We start from the raw sequence: 22,231 nt of genomic DNA, 5'->3' as shown, positions 1-22,231 counted from the left end.
ACTGATGAACGCGCCGTATGACGGTGATCGCGACTCTGCGGGCCAGATGCCTCCATCGCCCGAGCAGCGTCCCTCACCCCCTGACCCGTATCTGCAGAACACCTACGCCTACGACCCGTACCAGCAGCAGGACCCCACCGCGCAGGACCCGGTGGGCGAGGCGCTGTACGACCGCGCCGCGCACCCGCCGCCGCCGTACGGGCAGGAGTATCCGCAGCAGCAGCCTTCGGCGTACCCCCAGATGCCGTACGGCGACAACTCCGCGACCCAGTACGTCGGCGTGGACGACCTGGTCGGCGGGTCGCCCCAGGGGCAGCAGGGCGGTCAGGGCCGGCAGGACCCGGGGTACGACGCGTTCGATCACCTCTTCCGCGACCAGCGCGGCGGCGGCGCGCCTGCGCAACAGCCACAGGCCCCGCAGGCACCCCAGGCCCAGCACCCCCAGCAGCAGGCCCCGCAGCCGCAGCAGGGGTACGCGCCGCCGCAGGACCCCAGGCAACAGCAGCAGCCGTACCAGCAGCCGGGTCCCGCCCCGTACCAGCAGCCGCAGCACCCCCAGCAGGGGTACGCGTACCCGCAGCAGCAGCCGCAGCAGGGCTACGGCTATCCGCCGCAGCACCAGCAGCAGCCGCCCGGCTACCCGGCGGCGTACGGGCAGGCGCCCGCGCCCGCGGACAACGCCGAGACGGGGTACGCCGAGCCCGCGTACGAGAATCCGGCGTACGGGCAGGCCGCCTACCAGGACCAGCGGTACGCCGACCCGCGGTACGGCTACGCGAATCTGCCGTACCCGAACCAGCAACAGCAGCCCGTGCAGTACGCGTACACGCCCTCGTACATCGGCGAGCCGGTGTCCGCGCTGGACGCCACCGGGCAGATCCCGATCATCCCGGCCGCGCCGCCGATGGCCGCCAGGCCGCCGCGCGCGGCGGAGGCCACCTCCAACACGCGCGCGGGCAACATCCTCAAGTCCAGCGCGCTGATGGCCGCGGGCACCCTGGTGTCCCGCCTCACCGGCTTCGTCCGCACCCTGGTGATCGCCGCCGCGATCGGCGTGGCGACCCTCGGCGACTCGTACGCCGTCGCCAACACGCTGCCGACGATGATCTACATCCTCACCATCGGCGGCGGTCTGAACTCCGTCTTCGTCCCGCAGCTCGTCCGCGCGATGAAGGACGACGACGACGGCGGTACGGCGTACGCGAACCGGCTGCTGACGGTCGTGATGGTGGTGCTCGGCGGCATCGTGGCCGTCACCGTGATCGCGGCCCCGCTGCTGATCCGGCTGATGTCCGCGAAGATCGCCGACAACCCCGACACGTACGACATCGCCATCACCTTCGCCCGCTACTGCCTGCCGACCATCTTCTTCATGGGCGTGCACGTGGTGATGGGCCAGGTGCTCAACGCGCGCGGCAAATTCGGCGCGATGATGTGGACGCCGGTCCTCAACAACATCGTGGTGATCTTCAGCTTCGGCATGTTCATCTGGGTGTACGGCGCCTACAGCACCACCCGGATGGACGCGACGACCATCACTCCCGAGGGCGCGCGGCTGCTCGGCATCGGCACGCTGCTCGGTCTGACCGTGCAGTCGCTGGCGATGCTGCCGTACCTGCGGGACGCGGGCTTCAAGTTCCGGCCGCGCTTCGACTGGCGCGGCCACGGCCTCGGCAAGGCCGCCAAGCTCGCCAAGTGGACGTTCTTCTTCGTGCTGGCGAACCAGGCGGGCCTGATCGTCGTCACCCAGCTCGCCACCTGGGCGGGCGCCAACGCCGACAAGAGCGGCAACCAGGGCACCGGCATCACGGCGTACAACAACGCGCTGCTGATCTGGCAGATGCCCCAGGCGATCATCACCGTCTCGGTGATGGCCGCGGTGCTGCCGCGGATCTCGCGGGCCGCGGCGGACAACGACGTCTCCGCGGTGCGCGACGACATCTCCTACGGTCTGCGCACCTCGGCGGTGGCCATCGTGCCCGCCGCCTTCGCCTTCCTGGCCCTGGGCGTCCCGATGTGCAGCCTGCTCTACGCGAGCACCGGCACCGGTTCCGCGCGCAACATCGGATTCATCCTGATGGCCTTCGGCGCCGGACTGATCCCCTTCTCCGTGCAGTACGTGATCCTCCGCGGGTTCTACGCCTTCGAGGACACGCGCACGCCCTTCTACAACACGGTCATCGTGGCCGCGGTCAACGCGGCGGCGGCGGCCATCTGCTTCGTGGTGCTGCCCGCCCGCTGGGCCGTGGTCGGCATGGCCGCCGCGTACGGCCTCGCGTACGCCGTGGGCGTCGGGGTGGCCGCCAAGCGGCTGCGCTCGCGGCTCGACGGCGACCTGGACGGCAAGCGGGTGGTACGCACCTACGCCCGGCTGACCGGCGCCTGCGTGCCCGCCGCGCTGATCGCGGGGCTGGCCGTCTACGCCGTGCTCGGGGCGCTGGGCAGCGGCGCCGTGGGCTCGCTCGCCGCACTCGTGGTGGGCGGCGGCCTGCTGCTCGGAATCTTCCTCTTCGCGGCCAAGCGGATGAGGATCGAGGAGATGACCGCCATGATCGGCATGGTGCGAGGACGGCTCGGGCGCTGAACGAACCCGTCGCGAAGCGGCGGGCAACCATCACGGTTCGCTGTGTGTCGTGCATAGAGCCGGACTGTGGGCACAATTGTCATCGGCTCGATGTGGGATCGCGCAATGGATGGGGAGGCAGGAACGACGGTGGCGGATCGGAGCACGGCCGCCGTCGGAGTGGCCAATGAGGGTGGCGAGCCCCCGCTCGCCGCCCAGCAGGACGGCGCCACATCCGACGGGACGACGACGGACGACCAGACCAGCAGCAGCGCCGACTCCGGCACACGATCCCAGGACGGGTCGGACGGCACGCAGACCACCGCCGAAACCTCGATGTCGGCCGCGGTCGACGGCGACAGCGCGACCAGCGAGACCGTGGTGGTCGACACCGCGGTGGCCGCGACCGCCGAACTGACCGCGCCCGTTCCCGTGACGGCCCCCGCGTCCTCGCCGACGGCGACGACGAAACTGACGACTGCCGTGCTGCCCGCGGTGCCCCCGTCACCGGAGGAGACCCCCACCGCCGCCCGAGCCTCCACCACGACCTCTCCCGCGCCCTCGGGCACCTCCTCGGGCACCTCCTCCGCCAACGCCGCCGCACCGACCGCGGCCAAGCCCGCGACGGCGTCGGCGACGACGTCGGCGGCCAAGGCCCCGGCCAAGAGGGCCGCCAAGCAGACCGTCAAGGACGGCCGAAGCCCCAAGGCGTCCGCTTCGACGAACGGCGCCAAGGCGGCCTCCGCGACCGCGCCCGTCGGGACGGGCACTCCTGCCAAGGGCACCCCGGCGAAGGGGACACCGGCCAAGGGCACGTCGGCGAAGGGCACCCCGGCCAAGGGGACGCCCGCCAAGGGCACGCCGGTCGCCTCCGTGAAGGCCCCGTCCGCACCGTCCCCCGCACCCTCGTCGTCCGGCTCCGGGGGCACCGCCACGCTCGCCCCCGACGAGAAGACCGGGGACGGGGACCGCCCGGCGACCGAGGCCGCCCCAGGAAGCCCCACAGCCGCCTCCACAGCGCCCGCCGACGGCCGGCGGCCCGCCGGCCCCGCCAAGGGCGGCGGCAGCGCCACCACGGCGCCCAGGCCCGTCCGCAGCGCGCAGCCCGAGCTGCACAGCGGTCACAAGCTCGCCCGGCGCTACCAGCTCGCCGAGTGCGTCACCCGGATCGACGGCTTCAGCAGTTGGCGCGCGGTCGACGAGAAGCTGCGCAGGGCGGTCGGCATCCACATCCTGCCCGCCGACCACCGGCGGGCCCGCCAGGTGCTGGCCGCCGCCCGGTCCGCCGCGCTCCTCGGCGACCCGCGCTTCGTCCAGGTCCTCGACGCCGTCGAGGAGAACGACCTGGTGTACGTCATCCACGAGTGGCTGCCCGACGCCTCCTCGCTGGCCGAGCTGCTCGCCGCGGGCGCGATGGAGCCGCACGAGGCGTACCAGATGGTCAGCCAGGTCTCCCAGGGCATGGCCGCCGCCCACCGCGAGGGCCTGGCACACCTGCGTCTCGACCCCGGCGCCGTGCTGCGTACGGTCTCCGGGCAGTACCGCATCCGCGGCCTCGCGGTCGCCGCCGCACTGCGCGGGCTCAACTCCGAGCGTCCCCAGCGGCAGGACACCGAGGCGATCGGCGCGCTGCTCTACGCCTCGCTCACGCAGCGCTGGCCGTACGAGGAGGACGCGCACGGTCTGGCGGGGCTGCCCAAGGGCGTCGGCCTGGTCGCACCCGACCAGGTCCGCGCGGGCGTCCACCGCGGGCTGTCCGAGCTGGCCATGCGCGCGCTCGTCAACGACGGCGCGACCGCCTCCCGGCAGGACCCGCCCTGCACCACTCCCGAGGAGCTGGCCAAGGCCGTCGCGGGCATCCCGCGCATCCGGCCGCCGGAGCAGGCACCGCCGGTCTACCCGGTCGCCGCCTTCCGCCAACCGCCCGCGCCACCGGGTACGCCGCAGCCGCCCGCGGTCGCGGCCCCCGCTCCGCCGCCCGCTCTGCCCGGCCGTACCGGCCGGGCACTGAAATGGGCGGTCTCGGCACTGGTGATCGTGGCGATCGGCCTGGGGAGCTGGCAGCTCGCGGACACCCTCAAGTCGCGTGAGGACCGGCCGACCAGTCACCCGACGACCGGCCAGAAGGCGAGCCAGGACCCGACGCGCAAGGCCCCGGTCCCGATCAAGATCGCCGGGCTGAAGGACTTCGACCCGCTCGGCGACGGCAGCGAGAATCCGAAGGATCTCCCCAAGGCGTTCGACGGCGACCCCTCCACGTACTGGGAGACGAACTACTACCTGGGCGCCGATCTGGGCAATCTCAAGCCGGGTGTCGGCGTCATCGTCGACCTGGGCAGCGCCAAGCACGTGAGCACGGTGAAGGTCGACTTCGTGGGCGACGTCACCGCGCAGCTCCTGGCCGCGCCCAAGGGCACCTCCGCGATGCCGACCACCTTCGACGCCTTCACCAAGGTGGCCCAGGGCTCGGGCAGTTCGGTGACGTTCAAGCCGAGCGCCGATCTCACCTCGCGCTACGTGCTGGTGTGGATGACGCGTCTGGCGCCTGCCGAGACCGGTCACTTCCGTGGCAGGATCTCCGAGATCAGCGTGACGGGCTGATCCCGGAGACGGGCTGACCCCGCGGCGACGGCCGCGGGGACACCCACGGCGAGACCCACAGGGGCAGGGGACGGGGGAGAACGGCCTTGGAGGCAAACCCGCTCGGCGATGTCGCCGACGCCGATCTCCTGGCCCGTCATGTCGCGGGCGATCCCGACACCTTCGGCGAGCTGGTGCGCCGCCACCGGGACCGGCTGTGGGCGGTGGCCCTGCGCACCTTGGGGGACCGCGAGGAAGCCGCTGACGCCGTCCAGGACGCGCTGGTGTCCGCCTTCCGGGCCGCCCATACCTTCCGCGGCCAGTCGGCCGTCACCACCTGGCTGCACCGCATCACGGTCAACGCCTGCCTCGACCGGGCCCGTAAGGCCGCCTCCCGCAGGACGGCCCCGGTGGCCGACGAGGAGAACTTCGAGGCGTTGCTCGAACCCCACGAGTCGGCCGAGGTCCCGGCCGAGCGCGGGGAACTCCACCGCGAGCTGATAGCCGCCCTCACCACGCTGCCGCCCGACCAGCGCGCCGCACTGGTCCTGGTCGACATGCAGGGCTACTCGGTCGCCGAAGCCGCCGCGGTGCTCGATGTGCCCACCGGTACGGTCAAGAGCCGGTGCGCCAGAGGCCGGGCGAAACTGCTTCCCCTCGTCACCCATCTGCGCGCGCAGGGCGTGGATAGCGCCGATCGCGGCGGGGGAAGGAACCGGGCGGAGGGGACATCCGTCCCAGAGACGGGACCGGAACAGGGCGGAGGTGAACAGCGGTGACATCGACAGCGGACCACGACGCGCATCCCGAGGTCGCCGAGATCTCCGACCTGGCCGAGGGGCTGCTCCGCCCCGAGCGCGCCACGGAGGTCACCGAGCACATCGCGGGCTGTTCGCTGTGCGCCGACGTCCGGGACTCCCTGGAGGAGATCAGGGGACTGCTCGGCACCCTGCCGGGACCGCAGCGGATGCCCGCCGACATCGCCGGACGGATCGACGCGGCGCTCGCCGCCGAAGCGCTCCTCGACGCCACCACGCCCGATGTTCCACGTGGAACATCGCGGCCGTCACCGAAACCGGCACCGACACCGACGCATGTTCCACGTGGAACATCGACCGGTCCCGACGGACATGCCTCCGGGTCCGCCGGTCCCGGCCGCACCGGTCGGCGGTGGCGGCGCGGACTGCTCGTCGCCGCCTCCGCCGTGGTCGTCGTCGGCCTGGGCGTCACGATCTATCACGTCGGCGACGACACCACCTCGCAGAGCGACGCGACCGCCAGCAGCAAGAAGGCGGACACCGCCGCCGACCCGATCGCGGTCCAGGTGCGGGAGCTGCTCGATGAGGCGGCGCCGAACCACGCGGCCGGGGAGTCCGACTCCCCGATGCTCAGCGGTCCGGGCGTCAGCAGCGAGGGCGCCACCATGAGCCCGGACAGGGCGGTGCCCACCGTCCCCCCGTGTGTGCTCAAGGCCACCCAGCGCACCGGCCCGGCGCTGGCCGCCGAGCGCGAATCCTTCCACGGGACGGACTCCTACCTTGTGGTGCTGCCGCACCCGAGTGACGCCTCGGCGGTCGACGCGTTCGTGGTCAGCGCCGCCTGTACGGCGACCAGTCCCGGCGCGGTCCTCTTCCGGAGCACCTACCCGCGCTGAGCCGTTCGTCCGGGGGGCGTGGCGTACGGCGTGCGCCGCGCCGTCCGGGGAATGCTGGACCCGTAGGATCCGTTAGGCAGGACGAGAGTCCAGCCAGGGCCCCCGCAGTTGTCCGCAGAGACGAGGAAGACACCCGTGAGCGACGTCCGTAACGTGATCATCATCGGCTCGGGGCCCGCGGGGTACACCGCGGCGCTCTACACGGCGCGCGCATCCCTCAACCCGCTGGTCTTCGAGGGGTCGGTCACCGCCGGCGGCGCGTTGATGAACACCACCGAGGTGGAGAACTTCCCCGGCTTCCGCGACGGCATCGTGGGCCCGGACCTCATGGACAACATGCGCGCCCAGGCCGAGCGCTTCGGCGCCGAGCTGGTCCCGGACGACGTGGTCGCGGTCGACCTCGGCGGCGACATCAAGACCGTCACGGACTCGGCGGGCACCGTGCACCGCGCCAAGACCGTCATCGTCACCACCGGCTCGCAGCACCGCAAGCTGAACCTCCCCAACGAGGACCAGCTCTCCGGCCGCGGCGTCTCCTGGTGTGCCACCTGTGACGGCTTCTTCTTCCGCGAGCAGGACATCGCCGTGATCGGCGGCGGCGACACCGCGATGGAGGAGGCGACCTTCCTCTCCCGCTTCGCCAAGTCCGTGAAGATCGTGCACCGCCGGGACAGCCTGCGGGCGTCCAAGGCGATGCAGGACCGCGCCTTCGCCGACCCGAAGATCTCCTTCGTCTGGGACAGCGAGGTCGCCGAGATCCACGGCGACGGCAAGCTCTCCGGTCTGACCCTGCGCAACACGAAGACCGGCGAGACCTCGGAGCTGCCCGTCACCGGGCTGTTCATCGCGATCGGCCACGACCCGCGCAGCGAGCTGTTCAAGGGCGTCCTCGACGTCGACGGCGAGGGCTACCTCACCGTCCAGGCGCCGAGCACCCGGACCAACGTCCCCGGTGTCTTCGCCGCGGGAGACGTCGTGGACCACACCTACCGTCAGGCGATCACCGCGGCCGGCACCGGCTGTTCCGCCGCGCTGGACGCCGAGCGCTACCTGGCCGCCCTCGCCGACGCCGAGAAGGCCGAGACGGCCGACGCGTCGGCCGACAAGGCCGCCGTCTGACCCGCTTCCATCCCTCACCCCCGACACGCACACATCACGACCTGAGGAGACCGCCGTGGCCGGCAACACCAAGCACGTGACCGACGAGACGTTCGCCGAGGAGGTGCTCGCCAGCGACAAGCCCGTGCTGGTGGACTTCTGGGCGGAGTGGTGCGGCCCGTGCCGCCAGATCGCCCCCTCGCTGGAGGCCATCGCGGAGGAGCACGCGGAGAACATCACCATCGTCAAGCTGAACATCGACGAGAACCCGGTCACCGCGGCGAAGTACGGCGTGATGTCCATCCCGACGCTCAACGTCTACAAGGGCGGCGAGGTCGTGAAGACCATCGTCGGCGCCAAGCCGAAGGCCGCCATCGTGCGCGACCTGTCCGACTTCATCGGCTGACGCTCACCGGCTGACGCTTTCACCGGCGGACGTCTTCACCGGCGGACGCTGTTCCACGTGGAACACGAGAGGGCCGACCCCCGATCCGGGGTCGGCCCTCTCGCATGTCCGGTCCGGGTGCCCGGCGCGGCCGTGAGGAGTGACAGCGGCTCACAGGGGCCGGAGGGCAGGCTCCTTCTGGACGGCGCCCAGGAGGCGGTCGATGGCCATCTCGACGTCCTCCTTCCAGGAGATCGTGGAACGCAGCTCCAGCCGCAGCCGGGGATAGCGCGGGTGGGGGCGGACCGTCTTGAAGCCGACCGCGAGCAGATGGTCCGCGGGCAGGACGCACGAGGGGGCGGTCCACTTCGCGTCGCCGAACGCCTCGATCGCCTTGAAGCCACGCCGGATGACGTCCTTGGCGACGGTCTGCACCAGGACCCGGCCGAGGCCCTGCCCCTGGAAGCCGGGCAGGATGCGCGCGGTCATGAGCTGGACGGCGTCCGCCGACACCGGGCTGGTCGGGAAGGCCAGGGAGCGCGGCACATACGCGGCGGGCGCGTAGAGCACGAAGCCCGCGGGCACCTCGTCGACGTAGACGACCCGGCCGCAGGAACCCCACTCCAGCAGAACGGCGGAGATCCACGCCTCCTTCTCCAGCTCGGGCTTGCCCGCCTGGACGGCCGCTTCGCCGCTGACCGGGTCCAGTTCCCAGAAGACGCAACTGCGGCAGGGCTTGGGGAGGTCCGGGAGATTGTCGAGTGTCAGTGGTGCCAGCCGACGTCCCATGTGGCCTGAACCCCATCTCTGCCGTGAACCGAACTGCCCACGTACACCCCGGCGCGAACGCCGGGGTGCGCCCGCGTCACTCGCCGTCTTCGTCCTCGGTTTCCTCTTCGAGCCGGTTCTCCAGCACATTGCCCTCGCCCGGGGCCATCGCCCCGAGGATGCGCTCCAGATCCTCTATCGACGCGAATTCCACGACGATCTTTCCGCGCTTCTGCCCCAGGTCGACCTTCACCCGGGTGTCGAAGCGGTCGGAGAGCCGGGAGGCGAGGTGGGTGAGCGCCGGGGAGACCCGACGCCCGGCCCGGGGCGCCGCGCTCTTCCTGGTGGGCTTCGGGTCGCTGTTCATCAGCGTCACGATCTCTTCGATCGCGCGCACCGACAGCCCTTCGGCGACGATGCGGTGGGCCAGCTTGTCCTGCTCCTCGGGGTCGTCCAGCGAGAGCAGCGCCCGCGCGTGGCCGAAGGAGATCACCCCGGCCGCGACCCGGCGCTGCACCGGGGCGGATAGCTTCAGCAGCCGGAGTGTGTTGGAGACCTGCGAGCGGGAGCGCCCGATCCGGTCCGCCAACTGCTCGTGGGTGCAGGAGAAGTCGCGGAGCAACTGGTCGTACGCCGCCGCCTCCTCCAGGGGGTTGAGCTGGGCCCGGTGCAGGTTCTCCAGGAGGGCGTCCAGGAGGAGCTTCTCGTCGTCGGTCGCCCGGACGATCGCCGGAATCCGCTCCAGGCCGGCCTCGCGGCACGCCCGCCAGCGGCGCTCGCCCATGATCAGCTCGAAGCGGTCCTTGCCGATCTCACGCACGACGACCGGCTGGAGCAGACCGACCTCCTTGATGGAGGTGATCAGTTCGTTGAGGGCGTCCTCGTCGAAGACCTCACGCGGCTGGCGCGGGTTCGGCGTGATGAAGTCCAGGTCCAGCTCCGCGAAGTAGGCACCCGGTACGGGGTTCTTCGCGTCGGAGAGGTCCGGCTCTGTTTCACGTGAAACAGGGATGTCCACCACGGGCGGCGGCGCGGCCTCGGGGACTCTGCGGTCCACCAGTCCGGCCACCTTGGCCGCGGCGACGCCACGTTCCTGCGTCAGTACCGGTGCGGCGCCCTGGGCGCCGCCCGTCGACTGCGGCGCGGCCGGGATCAGCGCGCCGAGACCACGGCCGAGCCCTCTGCGTCGATCACTCACTGGATCCCCTCCGACATGCTGTGCGGGTTCTGCTCATCGTGCTGGGTGTAGTCACCCTGCGGGTCGTACTCGACGGCGACGGACGCCTCGACTCCGCGCAGGGCCATCTCCCGGGCGGCTTCCAGATACGACAGCGCGCCGCTGGAGCCCGGGTCATAGGTCAGTACGGTCTGCCCGTAGCTGGGCGCCTCGGAGATCCGGACGGACCGCGGGATGCTGGTCCGCAGCACCTCCTTGCCGAAGTGCGTGCGCACCTCCTCCGCGACCTGGGAGGCGAGGCGGGTCCGTCCGTCGTACATGGTCAGCAGGATCGTCGACACATGCAGCTTCGGGTTGAGGTGCGCGCGGACCAGTTCCACGTTCTTCAGGAGCTGGCCCAGCCCTTCCAGCGCGTAGTACTCGCACTGGATCGGGATGACGACCTCGGCCCCGGCCACCAACGCGTTGACGGTCAGCAGGCCGAGCGAGGGCGGGCAGTCGATCAGGACGTAGTCCAGCGGCTGCTCATACGCCTCGATCGCCCGCTGGAGCCGGCTCTCGCGGGCGACCAGGGAGACCAGTTCGATCTCGGCGCCCGCCAGGTCGATGGTGGCGGGCGCGCAGAACAGGCCCTCCACATCGGGGACCGGCATCACGACGTCGGACAGGGGCTTGCTCTCCACCAGGACGTCGTAGATCGAGGGGACCTCGGCGTGGTGGTCGATGCCCAGCGCCGTGGAGGCGTTGCCCTGCGGGTCCAGGTCGACCACGAGCACCCGGGCGCCGTGCAGCGCCAGGGACGCCGCCAGATTCACCGTGGTCGTGGTCTTGCCGACCCCGCCCTTCTGATTGGCGACCACCATCACCCGGGTCTGGGCCGGCCGGGGAAGTCCTTCCCCGGCGCGTCCCAGTGCCTCGACGGCCAACTGCGCGGCGCGGCCGATCGGGGTGTCATCCATGGGAGGCAATGTTTCACGTGAAACACCGTCTCCGAACCCCGGGGGCACGGCAATCGGGCCCCCGGCAAACTCTGCTGTGCGGGGACCGGGGACCGGATCGGCCATCGGTCCCGCGATGTTGGCGTCGGACCGCAAGGACTCACACTCCTCGACTTCAGGCTCGCTATGAGAAGAGCCTGCCATGCCGGAGGGGTGATGAACCAGCGAGACTTGGCTGCCTGTGGATGAAGCCGTAGATCTATCCACCGACTGGGGCGTCTTGGAGGGCTTGTTGGCGTGTGCCTCGGCCGCGGCTCGGCCGCGGCTGAGGACTCCTGGTAGCAGCGAGCGACGTTTCACGTGGAACACGATGCACAGCGCCGGACCGCTAACTCCGCAGACACTCCGGGTTATGTCTGTTTGGCCGTTTGTATGGCGTAGAGGGAGGGTTCGGCGCGGGACCGTTCGAGGAACGACGGTTCAGCGGCGACGGCGGGGAGCTCCGCCCCGCGGGTTACGGCTCGCGCGCGCGGCCTTCGCCCGCCGGGTCGCGGCGCGTACCCCGCCGGGGCTCTCGCCGACCAGGACGCGTACGACGGTGGAGAGCGGGTCCACGATGCCCTCGCCGACCTGGACCACGGAGGTGTCGACCGCGCCCAGCCGGTCGAGCGCGGCCCTGGCCGCCTTCAGCTCGTCCAGCGCGGTGTCGCCCTTGAGGACCGCCATCTCACCGTGCGGGCGCAGCAGCGGCAGGCCCCAGCCCGCGAGCCGTTCCAGCGGCGCCACGGCGCGCGCGGTCACCACGTCCACCGGGGGCAGCTTGCCCATCATCTCCTCGGCCCGGCCACGCACCACGGTGACATTGCTCAGCCCCAGCACCTTGACGACCTCTTCGAGGAAGGTGGTCCTGCGCAGCAGCGGCTCCAGCAGCGTGATCCGCAGATCGGGCCGGGTCAGCGCCAGCGGGATACCCGGCAGGCCGGCGCCCGAGCCGACGTCGCACACGGACACGTCCTCGTCGATGACCTCGGAGAGCACCGCGCAGTTCAGCAGGTGCCGCTCCCACAGGCGGGGCACCTCGCGCGGGCCGATCAGGCCGCGGCGCACCCCGGCGTCCGCGAGCAGCTCGGCATAGCGCAGGGCGTCGGCGAACCGGTCACCGAAGACCGTCCTGGCCTGCTCGGGCGGCGCGGGAAGCTCCGCTGCTGCCTCCGTCACGGGGGCTGTCCTTTCCTAGGTCACTCACAAGGTTCGGCCCCGCCTGCGAACAGACGGGGCCGACAGAGCAGTACCACACAGCGTCCGGTCAGACCGGGAGTACGACCACCCGGCGCTGGGGCTCCTCGCCCTCGGACTCGCTGCGCAGGCCCGCGGCGGCCACGGCGTCGTGCACGACCTTGCGCTCGAACGGCGTCATCGGGTCCAGCTTCACCGGCTCACCGCTGGCCTTGGCCTCCGCCGCCGCCTTCGCGCCGAGCTGCGCCAGCTCGGCCCGCTTGCGCGCCCGGAACCCGGCGATGTCCAGCATCAGCCTGCTGCGCTCACCGGTCTCCCGGTGCACCGCGAGCCGGGTCAGCTCCTGGAGGGCTTCCAGCACCTCGCCGTCCCGGCCGACCAGCTTGTTCAGATCACGGGTGCCGGTGTCACCGATGATCGACACCGACGCGCGCTCGCCCTCGACATCCATGTCGATGTCACCGTCGAGGTCCGCGATGTCCAGCAGACCTTCCAGGTAGTCGGCGGCGATATCACCCTCCTGCTCCAGCCGGTTCAGGGTCGCGGCCGAGCCGTTGTCGGGTGCGGTGGTGGTGTTGACGTCGCTCACGCCTGGGCTCCTCTTACTTCTTCTTCGACAGGTTGGTCGGCTTGGACTTGCCACCGGACTGCTTGCCGGGCGAACCGCCCTGCTTGCCCGGAGCGCCGCCCTGCTTCGTACCGCCGCCTGTCCTGCCTGTGCCTGCCGAGCCGCCGCTCGCCTTCGGGGCACCGGCCTTGGGAGCGCCCGCCCGCGGGGCTCCACCGCCCGCCCTGGGAGCGCCGCCGCCACCGGTGCCGCCCGCCGCGCCGCCGCCGGCGCCCGTGCCCGTGGGGGTCGTCTGGCGCTTGGACTTCGGCTGCCGCTTGGGCTGGGTGCGGTTGGCGCGCGCGACCTCCACGGCCTCCTTGGCGGCCACTTCCTCCGGGGGCTCGACGAGCTTGCCCTTGGCGCGCAGCCGCTCCTGGCGCTGCTGGAACGCGAGGCTGCCGGGGGTGGGGTTACGCCGGATCACGAACATCTGCTGGCCCATGGTCCACACGTTGGTGGTCAGCCAGTAGACGAGGACACCGACGGGGAAGTTGATACCCATGACGGCGAAGATGACCGGGAAGACGTACATCAGCATCTTCTGCTGCTGCATGAACGGGGTCTTCACCGTCATGTCGACGTTCTTCGTCATGAGCTGGCGCTGCGTGTAGAACTGCGACGCCGACATCATCAGGATCATGATCACCGTGACGATGCGCACATTGGTCTGCGTGGCGCCCAGCGACTCGACCTTGGCCGCGCTGTCCAGGAACTTCGCCGCCAGCGGGGCACCGAAGATGTGCGCGTTCTTGGCGCTGTCGACCAGGTTGGCGTGGATCACGCCGACCTCGTGGCCCTTGGCGATGTTGCTCAGCACGTGGTACAGCGCGAAGAAGAACGGGGACTGCGCCAGGATCGGCAGGCACGAGGAGAGCGGGTTGGTGCCCGTCTCCTTGTACAGCTTCATCATCTCTTCGGACTGGCGCTGCTTGTCGTTCTTGTAGCGCTCCTGGATCGCCTTCATCTTGGGCTGGAGCGCCTGCATGTTCCGGGTCGACTTGATCTGCTTGACGAACAGCGGGATCAGGCAGATCCGGATCAGGACCACCAGCGAGACGATGGACAGACCCCACGCCCAGCCGCTGTCCTTGTCGAAGATCAGGCTGTAGAACGAGTGGAACTGGACGATGATCCACGAGACAGCGTCGTAGAGGGGGTTCAGAATCCCCACGATCAGGCTCCTTGGGCGTGAGAGGGTCCGGTGGGCTCGGGCGTGACGGGCCCGTCGGAGCCGCCCCGCAGTGCGCGGCGCAGCCGATCGTGCCATGGCGGCCGCTTGCGCGGCGGGACATGGTCCACGCCGCCCGGCGACCAGGGATTGCAGCGCAGGATGCGCCACGCGGTCAGGGCGGTGCCCTTGATCGCGCCGTGCCGGTCGATGGCCGTGAACCCGTAGTGGGAGCACGAGGGGTAGTACCGGCAGACCGGGCCGAGCAGCGGACTGATCGTCCACTGGTACAGCTTGATCAGTGCCAGCAGCGGGTACTTCATCGAGACACCCTCCCCTCGGCTTCGCCTCGGGTGTCGCGACCCAGCAGCCGATTGAGGGCGGCGTCCAGGTCGTGGGCCAGCTCCGCATGGTCAGCGCCACCGGCTCCGGGTAGCGCTCGTACGACTACCAGGCTACCGGGGGGCAGCTGCGACAGGCGTTCGCGGACCAGATGACGCAGTCGGCGCTTGACCAGATTGCGCTGCACCGAGCCACCCACCGCCTTGCTCACGACGAAACCCGCACGCACCGGGGGAGTGCTCCCCCCCGGCACATGCGGGTCCGTGATGTCGCTGCGCAGATGGACCACCAGCAGCGGTCGACCCGCTCGGCGTCCTCGGCGAACCGCTTCTCCGAAGTCCTGGCGCCGCCTCAGCCGATTCTCGGTGGGCAGCACGGCATGAGACCTGTGACGATCAGGCGGACAGGCGGGCGCGGCCCTTGCTGCGGCGGGTCGCGAGAATCGCGCGGCCGGCGCGGGTGCGCATACGCAGACGGAAGCCGTGGGTCTTCGCACGACGGCGGTTGTTCGGCTGGAAGGTGCGCTTGCTCACTCGGGGGCTCCAGGGAAAATCGTGTCCGGCGGGGCGTCGCCTGGCTGTCACCGTGCGCCCACGAAGAATCTCGCGGAACAGATCAGGTGCACCGCTTGACGATCATCCGGGGACTTCCGGAAGACCCTCGCCCATCGGTAGGCAGGCGGCAGCAGCCATCGACAACTCGACCTCGATACGGTACGCGCGGCTAGGCCATCCGGTCAAACCCGGCGGTCGCGGGCCCGGCATTTGTACACACCCTGTGGACAACGACTTGAACCGCGCCTACCCCCTGACTACCGTGGCTGAACTCCCAACTCTTCCCGCCTGTCTTCAGGACCACACTTTCGCGGGAGTTGCCCGCACTTGCACCATTAAGCGACGAGAGAGCGTGCCCTGTGGCTGACGTAACCGCCGATCTTGCCGCAGTGTGGCCGCGCGTACTCCAGAAACTGCTGGTGGACAGCGAGGACCTGAAGCCCAAGGACGCGGAGTGGCTCAAGCGCACCCAGCCGCTGGCCCTGGTCGCGGGCACCGCCGTCCTCTCCGCGCCCAACGAATTCGCCAAGAGCGTCCTGGAGGGGCGGCTGCTGCCGCTGATCACCGAGGTGCTGAGCCGTGAGTTCGGTCACCCTGTCGGGATCGCCATCGCCGTCGCGTCCGGCGGCGACCAGGAGCCGGCCCCGGCCGACCACGACCAGGACCCGTACGAGCAGCAGCACGAGCGGCACGACCGCCGCGACGGGCACCGCGCGGACCACAGGGACGAGCTGCGCGACGACCACCGCGACGGCATGCGGGACGGCCCGCGGGACGACCGGCACGGCGGCGACCTCGGGGACGACGGCATGCGGATGCGCCGCGCCTACCCCGAGCAGCAGAGCCAGGGCAGGCACGCGGGCCCCGACGAGTGGCCGCCGCGGCAGAGCGACGACGGCTGGCGGCAGCCGCGTACCGACAGTTGGACCCTGCCCGCGCAGAACAGCGGCGGCTTCCAGGACCGCGAGCCGTACCCGGAGCAGCAGAGCCACCGGTACCGACAGGACACGCACGACGGCTACCCGGTCGTACCGCACCAGGCGTACCCGCAGTCCCCGCAGGGCGGTTACGCGCCGCAGTCCGGCGGCTACCAGCAGCAGGACCGGCAGCAGGGCCAGGGCCGGCCGGACCAGCAGCAGCAGTCGACCGGGCGGCACGCGTCGCCGAATCTGTCGGGCGGCCGGCTCGACGGGCCCTCGGGGCCTTCCGGGCACTCCGATCCCTCGGGCCGCCAGAACCACTCGGGCCATTCGGGCTCCTCCTCCGGCGGCGCCGTCGAGCCGACGGCCCGGCTGAATCCCAAGTACCTCTTCGACACCTTCGTGATCGGCGCGTCCAACCGCTTCGCGCACGCGGCCGCGGTCGCCGTCGCCGAGGCCCCGGCCAAGGCGTACAACCCGCTCTTCATCTACGGGGAGTCGGGGCTCGGCAAGACGCACCTGCTGCACGCGATCGGGCACTACGCGCGGAGCCTGTACCCGGGGACGCGGGTGCGGTACGTCAGCTCCGAGGAGTTCACCAACGAGTTCATCAACTCGATCCGGGACGGCAAAGCGGACGCGTTCCGCAAGCGGTACCGGGACATGGACATCCTGCTCGTCGACGACATCCAGTTCCTGGCGAGCAAGGAGTCGACGCAGGAGGAGTTCTTCCACACGTTCAACACCCTGCACAACGCCAACAAGCAGATCGTGCTCTCCTCCGACCGGCCGCCCAAGCAGCTCGTCACCCTGGAGGACCGGCTCCGCAACCGCTTCGAGTGGGGCCTGATCACCGACGTCCAGCCGCCCGAGCTGGAGACCCGGATCGCGATCCTGCGCAAGAAGGCGGTGCAGGAGCAGCTCAACGCCCCGCCCGAGGTGCTGGAGTTCATCGCGTCCCGGATCTCGCGGAACATCCGCGAGCTGGAGGGCGCGCTCATCCGGGTCACCGCCTTCGCCAGCCTCAACCGGCAGCCGGTCGACCTCCAGCTCACCGAGATCGTGCTGAAGGACCTGATCCCCGGCGGCGAGGACTCGGTGCCCGAGATCAGCGGGACGGCCATCATGGCCGAGACCGCCGCGTACTTCGGGCTGGCCGTGGACGACCTGTCGGGCTCCTCGCGCAGCCGCGTCCTGGTCACCGCCCGGCAGATCGCCATGTACCTGTGCCGCGAGCTGACGGACCTGTCGCTGCCGAAGATCGGCGCGCTCTTCGGCGGCCGCGACCACACCACGGTCATGCACGCCGACCGGAAGATCCGCTCCCTGATGGCCGAGCGGCGCTCCATCTACAACCAGGTGACGGAGCTGACCAACCGCATCAAGAGCTGAGCCGCGCGCGGAGAAGCGCCGCGCACAGCCCCTCCGAGCGCCCCGGGAGACCTCTCCCGGGGCGCTTCGCGTTGTCCGCCGCGCCGCGCCCTGTTCGATTCCCGTGCGCCGAGGGGCAGTTCTCCACAGGACTGTGGCAAATGGACCGTCCACACCCTGGGGACACCGGAGTTGTCCAGAAAGTCTCCACAGGCCGGGCGCCGCAACGGCGGTACGCCCAGCTCAGCCGGGTGTGGATATGTGGGCAACTCGAATCCACAGACTGTGGACAGAAAGGACACCTCTTGGGGGTCACTTCGCGTTGTCCACCGCTCGCCCACAGGTTGGGGCTCGTTGTGCACAGCATGGGATCGTTTCTCCACATCTCTGTCCACTGTTCGGCAACGAAACGCGCCTGGTCCCACGGAAGAGTGAAAGGCGTCACACCAAGGTGGTGGGTTGGCCTGGGGAGAACCTGGGTATTTCTGGGGACAGCGCTGGGGAGAACCCGGGGTCACCTGTGAATCGGGTGTGCACAACTTCCGGCCGTCCACAGGACCCCCTGGTTGTCCCCATGCCCCACCCACAGGCCCGGTGGATAAAAAACAGGGTCTGACCTGCACCGGAACCACTTATCCACGGTATCCACAACCCCTATTACTACGACTACGTAGAGATAGATGGGAACCTGCTTCGAAGCGGGGGGTGTGCACAACTCGGCCCGGACCCGCCCTGCGGCTCGTGTCGCGGCTTGACGCCAACCCGCACCGACTGTCGGTGCTGTGCGTCAGACTGTTCCCCGACAGCCAGCAACAAGCAGGAGGCGGTTCCGGTGAAGATCCGGGTGGAGCGCGACGTACTCGCCGAGGCAGTGGCTTGGGCAGCCCGTAGCCTCCCGGCCCGTCCCCCGGTGCCCGTCCTCGCCGGGCTCCTGCTGAAGGCGGAGGAGGGCAAGCTCAGCCTCTCCGGCTTCGACTACGAGGTCTCGGCACGGGTGTCGGTGGAGGCCGAGGTCGAGGAGGAGGGCACGGTCCTGGTCTCGGGGCGGCTGCTCGCCGACATCTCGCGGGCCCTGCCCAACCGCCCGGTGGAGATCTCCACCGACGGAATCCGCGTGACCGTGGTCTGCGGCAGCTCGCGGTTCACACTCCACACCCTGCCTGTGGAGGAGTACCCGGCGCTGCCCGCGATGCCCGACGCCTCGGGGACGGTGCCCGGCGAGATCTTCGCCGCCGCCGCCTCCCAGGTCGCCATCGCCGCGGGCCGCGACGACACGCTCCCGGTGCTCACCGGTGTGCGGATCGAGATCGAGGGCGACACCGTCACGCTCGCCGCCACCGACCGCTACCGCTTCGCGGTCCGCGAGTTCCTGTGGAAGCCCGAGCAGGCCGACATCTCCGCCGTCGCCCTGGTGCCCGCCAAGACGCTGCTGGACACCGCCAAGTCGCTCACCAGCGGAGACACCGTCTCCATCGCGCTCGCCGGATCCGGCGCCGGTGAGGGCCTGATCGGCTTCGAGGGCGCCGGCCGCCGTACGACGACCCGGCTGCTCGAAGGCGACCTGCCGAAGTACCGCACGCTCTTCCCGACCGAGTTCGCCTCGGTCGCGGTGATCGAGACCGCGCCGTTCGTCGAGGCCGTCAAGCGCGTGGCCCTGGTCGCCGAGCGCAACACCCCGGTGCGGCTCAGCTTCGAGCAGGGCGTGCTCACCCTGGAGGCCGGTTCCAGCGACGACGCACAGGCTGTGGAGCGCGTCGACGCCAAGCTGGAGGGCGACGACATCTCGATCGCCTTCAACCCGACCTTCCTGCTCGACGGCCTCAGCGCGATCGACTCCGCCGTCGCCCAGCTCTCCTTCACGACCTCGACCAAGCCCGCGCTGCTCAGCGGCCGTCCCGCGCTCGACGCCGAGGCGGACGACGCGTACAAGTACCTGATCATGCCGGTCCGGCTGTCCGGCTGACGGCTGTCGGCGGCCGGCTGACGGCCGCCGGGGCCGCCCCCGCCCGCCGGACACACCGTCCGGCTGAGCCGGTCACAGCGGGCCGTCGTAGGCTCGGCTCAGGTCAGACACGCTTCGAACGAAGGATCTGCGATGGAGCTCGGTCTCATCGGTCTCGGCAAGATGGGCGGCAACATGCGCGAGCGCATCCGCCGCGGCGGGCACACCGTCATCGGGTACGACCGGAACCCGGATCTCGCCGACGTCCACAGCCTCCAGGAGCTTGTGGACTCCCTCAAGGGACCGCGCGTGGTGTGGGTCATGGTCCCCGCGGGCGCGGCCACCCAGTCGACCATCGACGAGCTGGGCGAACTGCTCTCCCCCGGCGACCTCGTCGTGGACGGCGGCAACTCCCGCTGGACGGACGACGAGCGGCACGCCGACGAGCTGGCGGCCAAGGGCATCGGCTTCGTCGACTGCGGCGTCTCCGGCGGTGTCTGGGGCCTGGCCAACGGCTACGCGCTGATGTACGGCGGCAAGGACGAGGACGTCGCCAAGGCGCAGCCCATCTTCGACGCGCTCAAGCCCGAGGGCGACGCCGGTGCCGTGCACGCGGGCAAGGTCGGCGCGGGCCACTTCGCCAAGATGGTCCACAACGGCATCGAGTACGCGATGATGCAGGCCTACGCCGAAGGCTGGGAGCTGCTGGAGGCGGTGGACTCGGTCACCGACGTCCGCGAGGTCTTCCGCTCCTGGAAGTCCGGTACGGTCATCCGCTCCTGGCTGCTCGACCTGGCCGTGGACGCGCTCGACAAGGACGAGCACCTGGGCGCCCTGCGCGGCCACGCGGACGACTCCGGCGAGGGCCGGTGGACGGTCGAGGCCGCCATCGACAACGCCGTGCCGCTGCCCGCCATCACCGCGTCGCTGTTCGCCCGGTTCTCGTCCCGCCAGGACGACTCGCCGCAGATGAAGATGATCGCCGCGCTCCGCAACGAATTCGGCGGGCACGCGGTCACCGCCGCCGAGTAGTACGAAAGCCAGACAGCAGGGAGGTCGGCGCGGTCCCGCGCCACAGCACGCGATGCACGTAGCGCACCTTTCGCTCGCCGACTTCCGTTCCTACGCCCGGGCCGAGGTCCCCCTCGACCCGGGCGTCACCGCTTTCGTGGGGCCCAACGGGCAGGGCAAGACCAATCTGGTCGAGGCCGTCGGCTATCTGGCGGCGCTGTCCAGCCACCGGGTCTCCACCGACGCGCCGCTGGTCCGGATGGGCGCCGAGCGCGCGGTCGTCCGGGCCCAGGTCGTGCAGGGCGACCGGCAGCAGCTCGTGGAGCTGGAGATCAATCCGGGGCGGGCCAACCGCGCCCGGATCAACCGCTCGGCGCCCGGCCGCCCGCGCGACCTGCTGGGCATCGTCCGCAGCGTGCTCTTCGCGCCGGAGGACCTGGCGCTGGTCAAGGGCGACCCGACCGAGCGCCGCCGCTTCCTCGACGAGCTGATCACCGCCCGCACCCCGCGCCTGGCCGGGGTCCGCAGCGACTACGACCGGGTGCTCAAGCAGCGCAACACCCTGCTGAAGTCCGCCGCGATGGCCCGCAGGCACGGCGGCAAGGGCGGCGATCTGTCCACCCTCGACGTGTGGGACCAGCATCTGGCGCGGGTCGGCGCGGAACTGCTCGCGCAGCGCCTGGACCTGGTGGCCGCGCTCCAGCCGCTGGCCGACAAGGCGTACGAACAGCTCGCCCCCGGCGGCGGCCCGGTCGGCTTCGAGTACCGGGGCTCGATGGGCGAGAGGATGGCCGGGGCCGAGGGCCGCGAGGACCTGTACGGGCGGCTGCTGGAGGCGCTGGGCGAGGCGCGCAGGCAGGAGATCGAGCGCGGGGTGACGCTGGTCGGGCCGCACCGCGACGACCTGCTGCTCAAGCTCGGCCCGATGCCCGCCAAGGGCTACGCCAGCCACGGCGAGTCCTGGTCGTACGCGCTCGCGCTGCGCCTGGCGTCGTACGAACTGCTGTGCTCCGACGGCGGCGAGCCGGTGCTGGTGCTGGACGACGTCTTCGCGGAGCTGGACACCAAGCGGCGCGAGCGGCTGGCGGAGCTGGTCGCGCCCGGCGAGCAGGTGCTGGTGACGGCGGCGGTGGACGACGATGTGCCGGGTGTCCTGGTGGGGGCCCGGTTCGCGGTGGAGCACGGGACGGTGGAGCGGGTATGAGCGAGCGCGGCGCGAAGCGGGCCAGGGGCGCGGGCGGCACGGCACTCCCGGCGGACGGCGCGGCCGACACCGCTCCGGCAGCGCCCGCGGGTACACCGTCCGGCACGCTCCCCGAGCAGACCGGCGTCGACCTCGCGCGGGTCGCGCTGCGCGCCGCGAAGGAGCAGGCCAGGGCCCGTGGCGCGGCGGCCGTGCAGAAGAAGCAGGCCAGGCGCGGCGGGCTGCGCAGCGGCGCGCGCGCCGACGGCCGCGACCCGCTGCCGCTGGGCGCCGCGATCAACCGGCTGATCACCGAGCGCGGCTGGGAGGCCCCGGCCGCGGTGGGCGGGGTGATGGGCCGCTGGCCGCAGCTCGTCGGCCCCGAGGTGGCGCTGCACTGCGCGCCCGCGCGGTACGACGAGGAGGACTCGGTCCTGACCGTCCAGTGCGACTCGACCGCCTGGGCGACCCAGCTCCGGCTGCTGGCGCCGACCCTGGTGGCCCGGCTCAACGCGGATCTCGGCCACGGCACGGTGAAGCTGATCAAGGTGCTCGGCCCCGCGGGCCCGGCCCGCTCGTACGGACGGCTGCGCGCCCCCGGCAGCGTCGGCCCCGGCGACACGTACGGCTGAGAACGCGCCGCCGCGCGTACGGCGGGGAGCGCGTTCGTACGGCGCCCGTAGCGACTTCGCGCCGACCCTGCTCAGCGTAGCCGGGGGTTGACAGCCGGA

General features: G+C 71.0%; 20 protein-coding genes. 11 read left to right on the top strand and 9 right to left on the bottom strand.

The genetic code is table 11. The annotated features are described in order from the left end of the window. Positions 1-4: 4 nt before the first annotated feature. From murJ to trxA, 6 genes are all read left to right on the top strand, one after another. Positions 5-2,584 carry a murein biosynthesis integral membrane protein MurJ gene (gene murJ / locus ACFZAM_RS02090; protein ID WP_391042022.1) on the top strand — a complete coding sequence of 860 codons (2,580 nt, stop codon included), beginning with the start codon at positions 5-7 and terminating at the stop codon, positions 2,582-2,584. Positions 2,585-3,436: 852 nt separating this feature from the next. Continuing rightward, on the top strand, positions 3,437-5,164 hold the full coding sequence (locus ACFZAM_RS02085) for a protein kinase family protein (protein ID WP_391043475.1): 1,728 nt from the start codon (positions 3,437-3,439) through the stop codon (positions 5,162-5,164). An 86-nt stretch (positions 5,165-5,250) separates the two neighbouring features. Beyond that, entirely contained in the window at positions 5,251-5,922 is a 672-nt protein-coding gene (sigM, locus tag ACFZAM_RS02080; RefSeq protein WP_355336660.1) for an RNA polymerase sigma factor SigM, read from the top strand. Then, entirely contained in the window at positions 5,919-6,797 is an 879-nt protein-coding gene (locus tag ACFZAM_RS02075; protein ID WP_391042020.1) for a hypothetical protein, read from the top strand. Before sigM ends, ACFZAM_RS02075 begins: the two co-directional genes overlap by 4 nt. Positions 6,798-6,932: 135 nt before the next feature. Then, on the top strand, positions 6,933-7,916 hold the full coding sequence (gene trxB / locus ACFZAM_RS02070) for a thioredoxin-disulfide reductase (protein ID WP_355336662.1): 984 nt from the start codon (positions 6,933-6,935) through the stop codon (positions 7,914-7,916). Positions 7,917-7,971: 55 nt separating this feature from the next. Beyond that, on the top strand, positions 7,972-8,301 hold the full coding sequence (trxA, locus tag ACFZAM_RS02065) for a thioredoxin (RefSeq protein ID WP_355336663.1): 330 nt from the start codon (positions 7,972-7,974) through the stop codon (positions 8,299-8,301). 150 nt (positions 8,302-8,451) lie between these two features. Here the strand turns inward: trxA and ACFZAM_RS02060 are convergent, their stop codons facing one another. The 9 genes from ACFZAM_RS02060 to rpmH all read right to left on the bottom strand — a co-directional run bounded on the left by ACFZAM_RS02060 (position 8,452) and on the right by rpmH (position 15,052). Next, positions 8,452-9,069 (bottom strand): GNAT family N-acetyltransferase, encoded by a 618-nt coding sequence (locus ACFZAM_RS02060; RefSeq protein WP_355336664.1) that lies wholly within the window; start codon positions 9,067-9,069, stop codon positions 8,452-8,454. A gap of 76 nt (positions 9,070-9,145) precedes the next feature. Further along, complete coding sequence (locus ACFZAM_RS02055; protein ID WP_355336665.1) at positions 9,146-10,246, bottom strand: ParB/RepB/Spo0J family partition protein; 1,101 nt, start codon at positions 10,244-10,246, stop codon at positions 9,146-9,148. Then, entirely contained in the window at positions 10,243-11,367 is a 1,125-nt protein-coding gene (locus ACFZAM_RS02050) for a ParA family protein (RefSeq protein WP_355336666.1), read from the bottom strand. Before ACFZAM_RS02050 ends, ACFZAM_RS02055 begins: the two co-directional genes overlap by 4 nt. A 276-nt stretch (positions 11,368-11,643) precedes the next feature. Continuing rightward, complete coding sequence (gene rsmG / locus ACFZAM_RS02045; protein ID WP_355336667.1) at positions 11,644-12,381, bottom strand: 16S rRNA (guanine(527)-N(7))-methyltransferase RsmG; 738 nt, start codon at positions 12,379-12,381, stop codon at positions 11,644-11,646. Between the two features lie 88 nt (positions 12,382-12,469). Beyond that, the gene (locus ACFZAM_RS02040; protein ID WP_355336668.1) at positions 12,470-12,988 is read right to left on the bottom strand and encodes a R3H domain-containing nucleic acid-binding protein; all 519 of its coding nucleotides are present in this window, start codon (positions 12,986-12,988) and stop codon (positions 12,470-12,472) included. Positions 12,989-13,001: 13 nt separating this feature from the next. Then, positions 13,002-14,183: a membrane protein insertase YidC gene (yidC, locus tag ACFZAM_RS02035; protein WP_355336772.1), complete on the bottom strand. Its 1,182-nt coding sequence runs from the start codon at positions 14,181-14,183 to the stop codon at positions 13,002-13,004. Continuing rightward, on the bottom strand, positions 14,183-14,500 hold the full coding sequence (gene yidD / locus ACFZAM_RS02030) for a membrane protein insertion efficiency factor YidD (RefSeq protein ID WP_188282916.1): 318 nt from the start codon (positions 14,498-14,500) through the stop codon (positions 14,183-14,185). Before yidD ends, yidC begins: the two co-directional genes overlap by 1 nt. Continuing rightward, entirely contained in the window at positions 14,497-14,895 is a 399-nt protein-coding gene (gene rnpA / locus ACFZAM_RS02025) for a ribonuclease P protein component (RefSeq protein WP_391042018.1), read from the bottom strand. The genes yidD and rnpA overlap by 4 nt, the downstream gene beginning before the upstream one ends. Before the next feature lie 19 nt (positions 14,896-14,914). Continuing rightward, positions 14,915-15,052 carry a 50S ribosomal protein L34 gene (gene rpmH / locus ACFZAM_RS02020; RefSeq protein WP_003975051.1) on the bottom strand — a complete coding sequence of 46 codons (138 nt, stop codon included), beginning with the start codon at positions 15,050-15,052 and terminating at the stop codon, positions 14,915-14,917. A 380-nt stretch (positions 15,053-15,432) separates the two neighbouring features. Here rpmH and dnaA point away from each other — a divergent pair, with 380 nt between their 5' ends. From dnaA to ACFZAM_RS01995, 5 genes are all read left to right on the top strand, one after another. Beyond that, entirely contained in the window at positions 15,433-17,385 is a 1,953-nt protein-coding gene (dnaA, locus tag ACFZAM_RS02015) for a chromosomal replication initiator protein DnaA (RefSeq protein ID WP_391042015.1), read from the top strand. An 811-nt stretch (positions 17,386-18,196) separates the two neighbouring features. Beyond that, complete coding sequence (gene dnaN / locus ACFZAM_RS02010; RefSeq protein ID WP_355336671.1) at positions 18,197-19,327, top strand: DNA polymerase III subunit beta; 1,131 nt, start codon at positions 18,197-18,199, stop codon at positions 19,325-19,327. A gap of 63 nt (positions 19,328-19,390) precedes the next feature. Next, positions 19,391-20,338 carry a phosphogluconate dehydrogenase (NAD(+)-dependent, decarboxylating) gene (gene gnd / locus ACFZAM_RS02005; RefSeq protein ID WP_355336773.1) on the top strand — a complete coding sequence of 316 codons (948 nt, stop codon included), beginning with the start codon at positions 19,391-19,393 and terminating at the stop codon, positions 20,336-20,338. Positions 20,339-20,390: 52 nt separating this feature from the next. After that, on the top strand, positions 20,391-21,521 hold the full coding sequence (gene recF / locus ACFZAM_RS02000; RefSeq protein ID WP_391042013.1) for a DNA replication/repair protein RecF: 1,131 nt from the start codon (positions 20,391-20,393) through the stop codon (positions 21,519-21,521). Then, complete coding sequence (locus ACFZAM_RS01995; protein WP_391042011.1) at positions 21,518-22,132, top strand: DciA family protein; 615 nt, start codon at positions 21,518-21,520, stop codon at positions 22,130-22,132. Before recF ends, ACFZAM_RS01995 begins: the two co-directional genes overlap by 4 nt. Positions 22,133-22,231: the final 99 nt, after the last annotated feature.

It is taken from the genome of Streptomyces sp. NPDC008079 (assembly GCF_042957385.1).
Classification (GTDB): Bacteria; Actinomycetota; Actinomycetes; order Streptomycetales; family Streptomycetaceae; genus Actinacidiphila.
The sequence above is the reverse complement of the archived record's forward strand: the minus strand, read 5'-3'. Positions and strand labels throughout refer to the sequence as shown.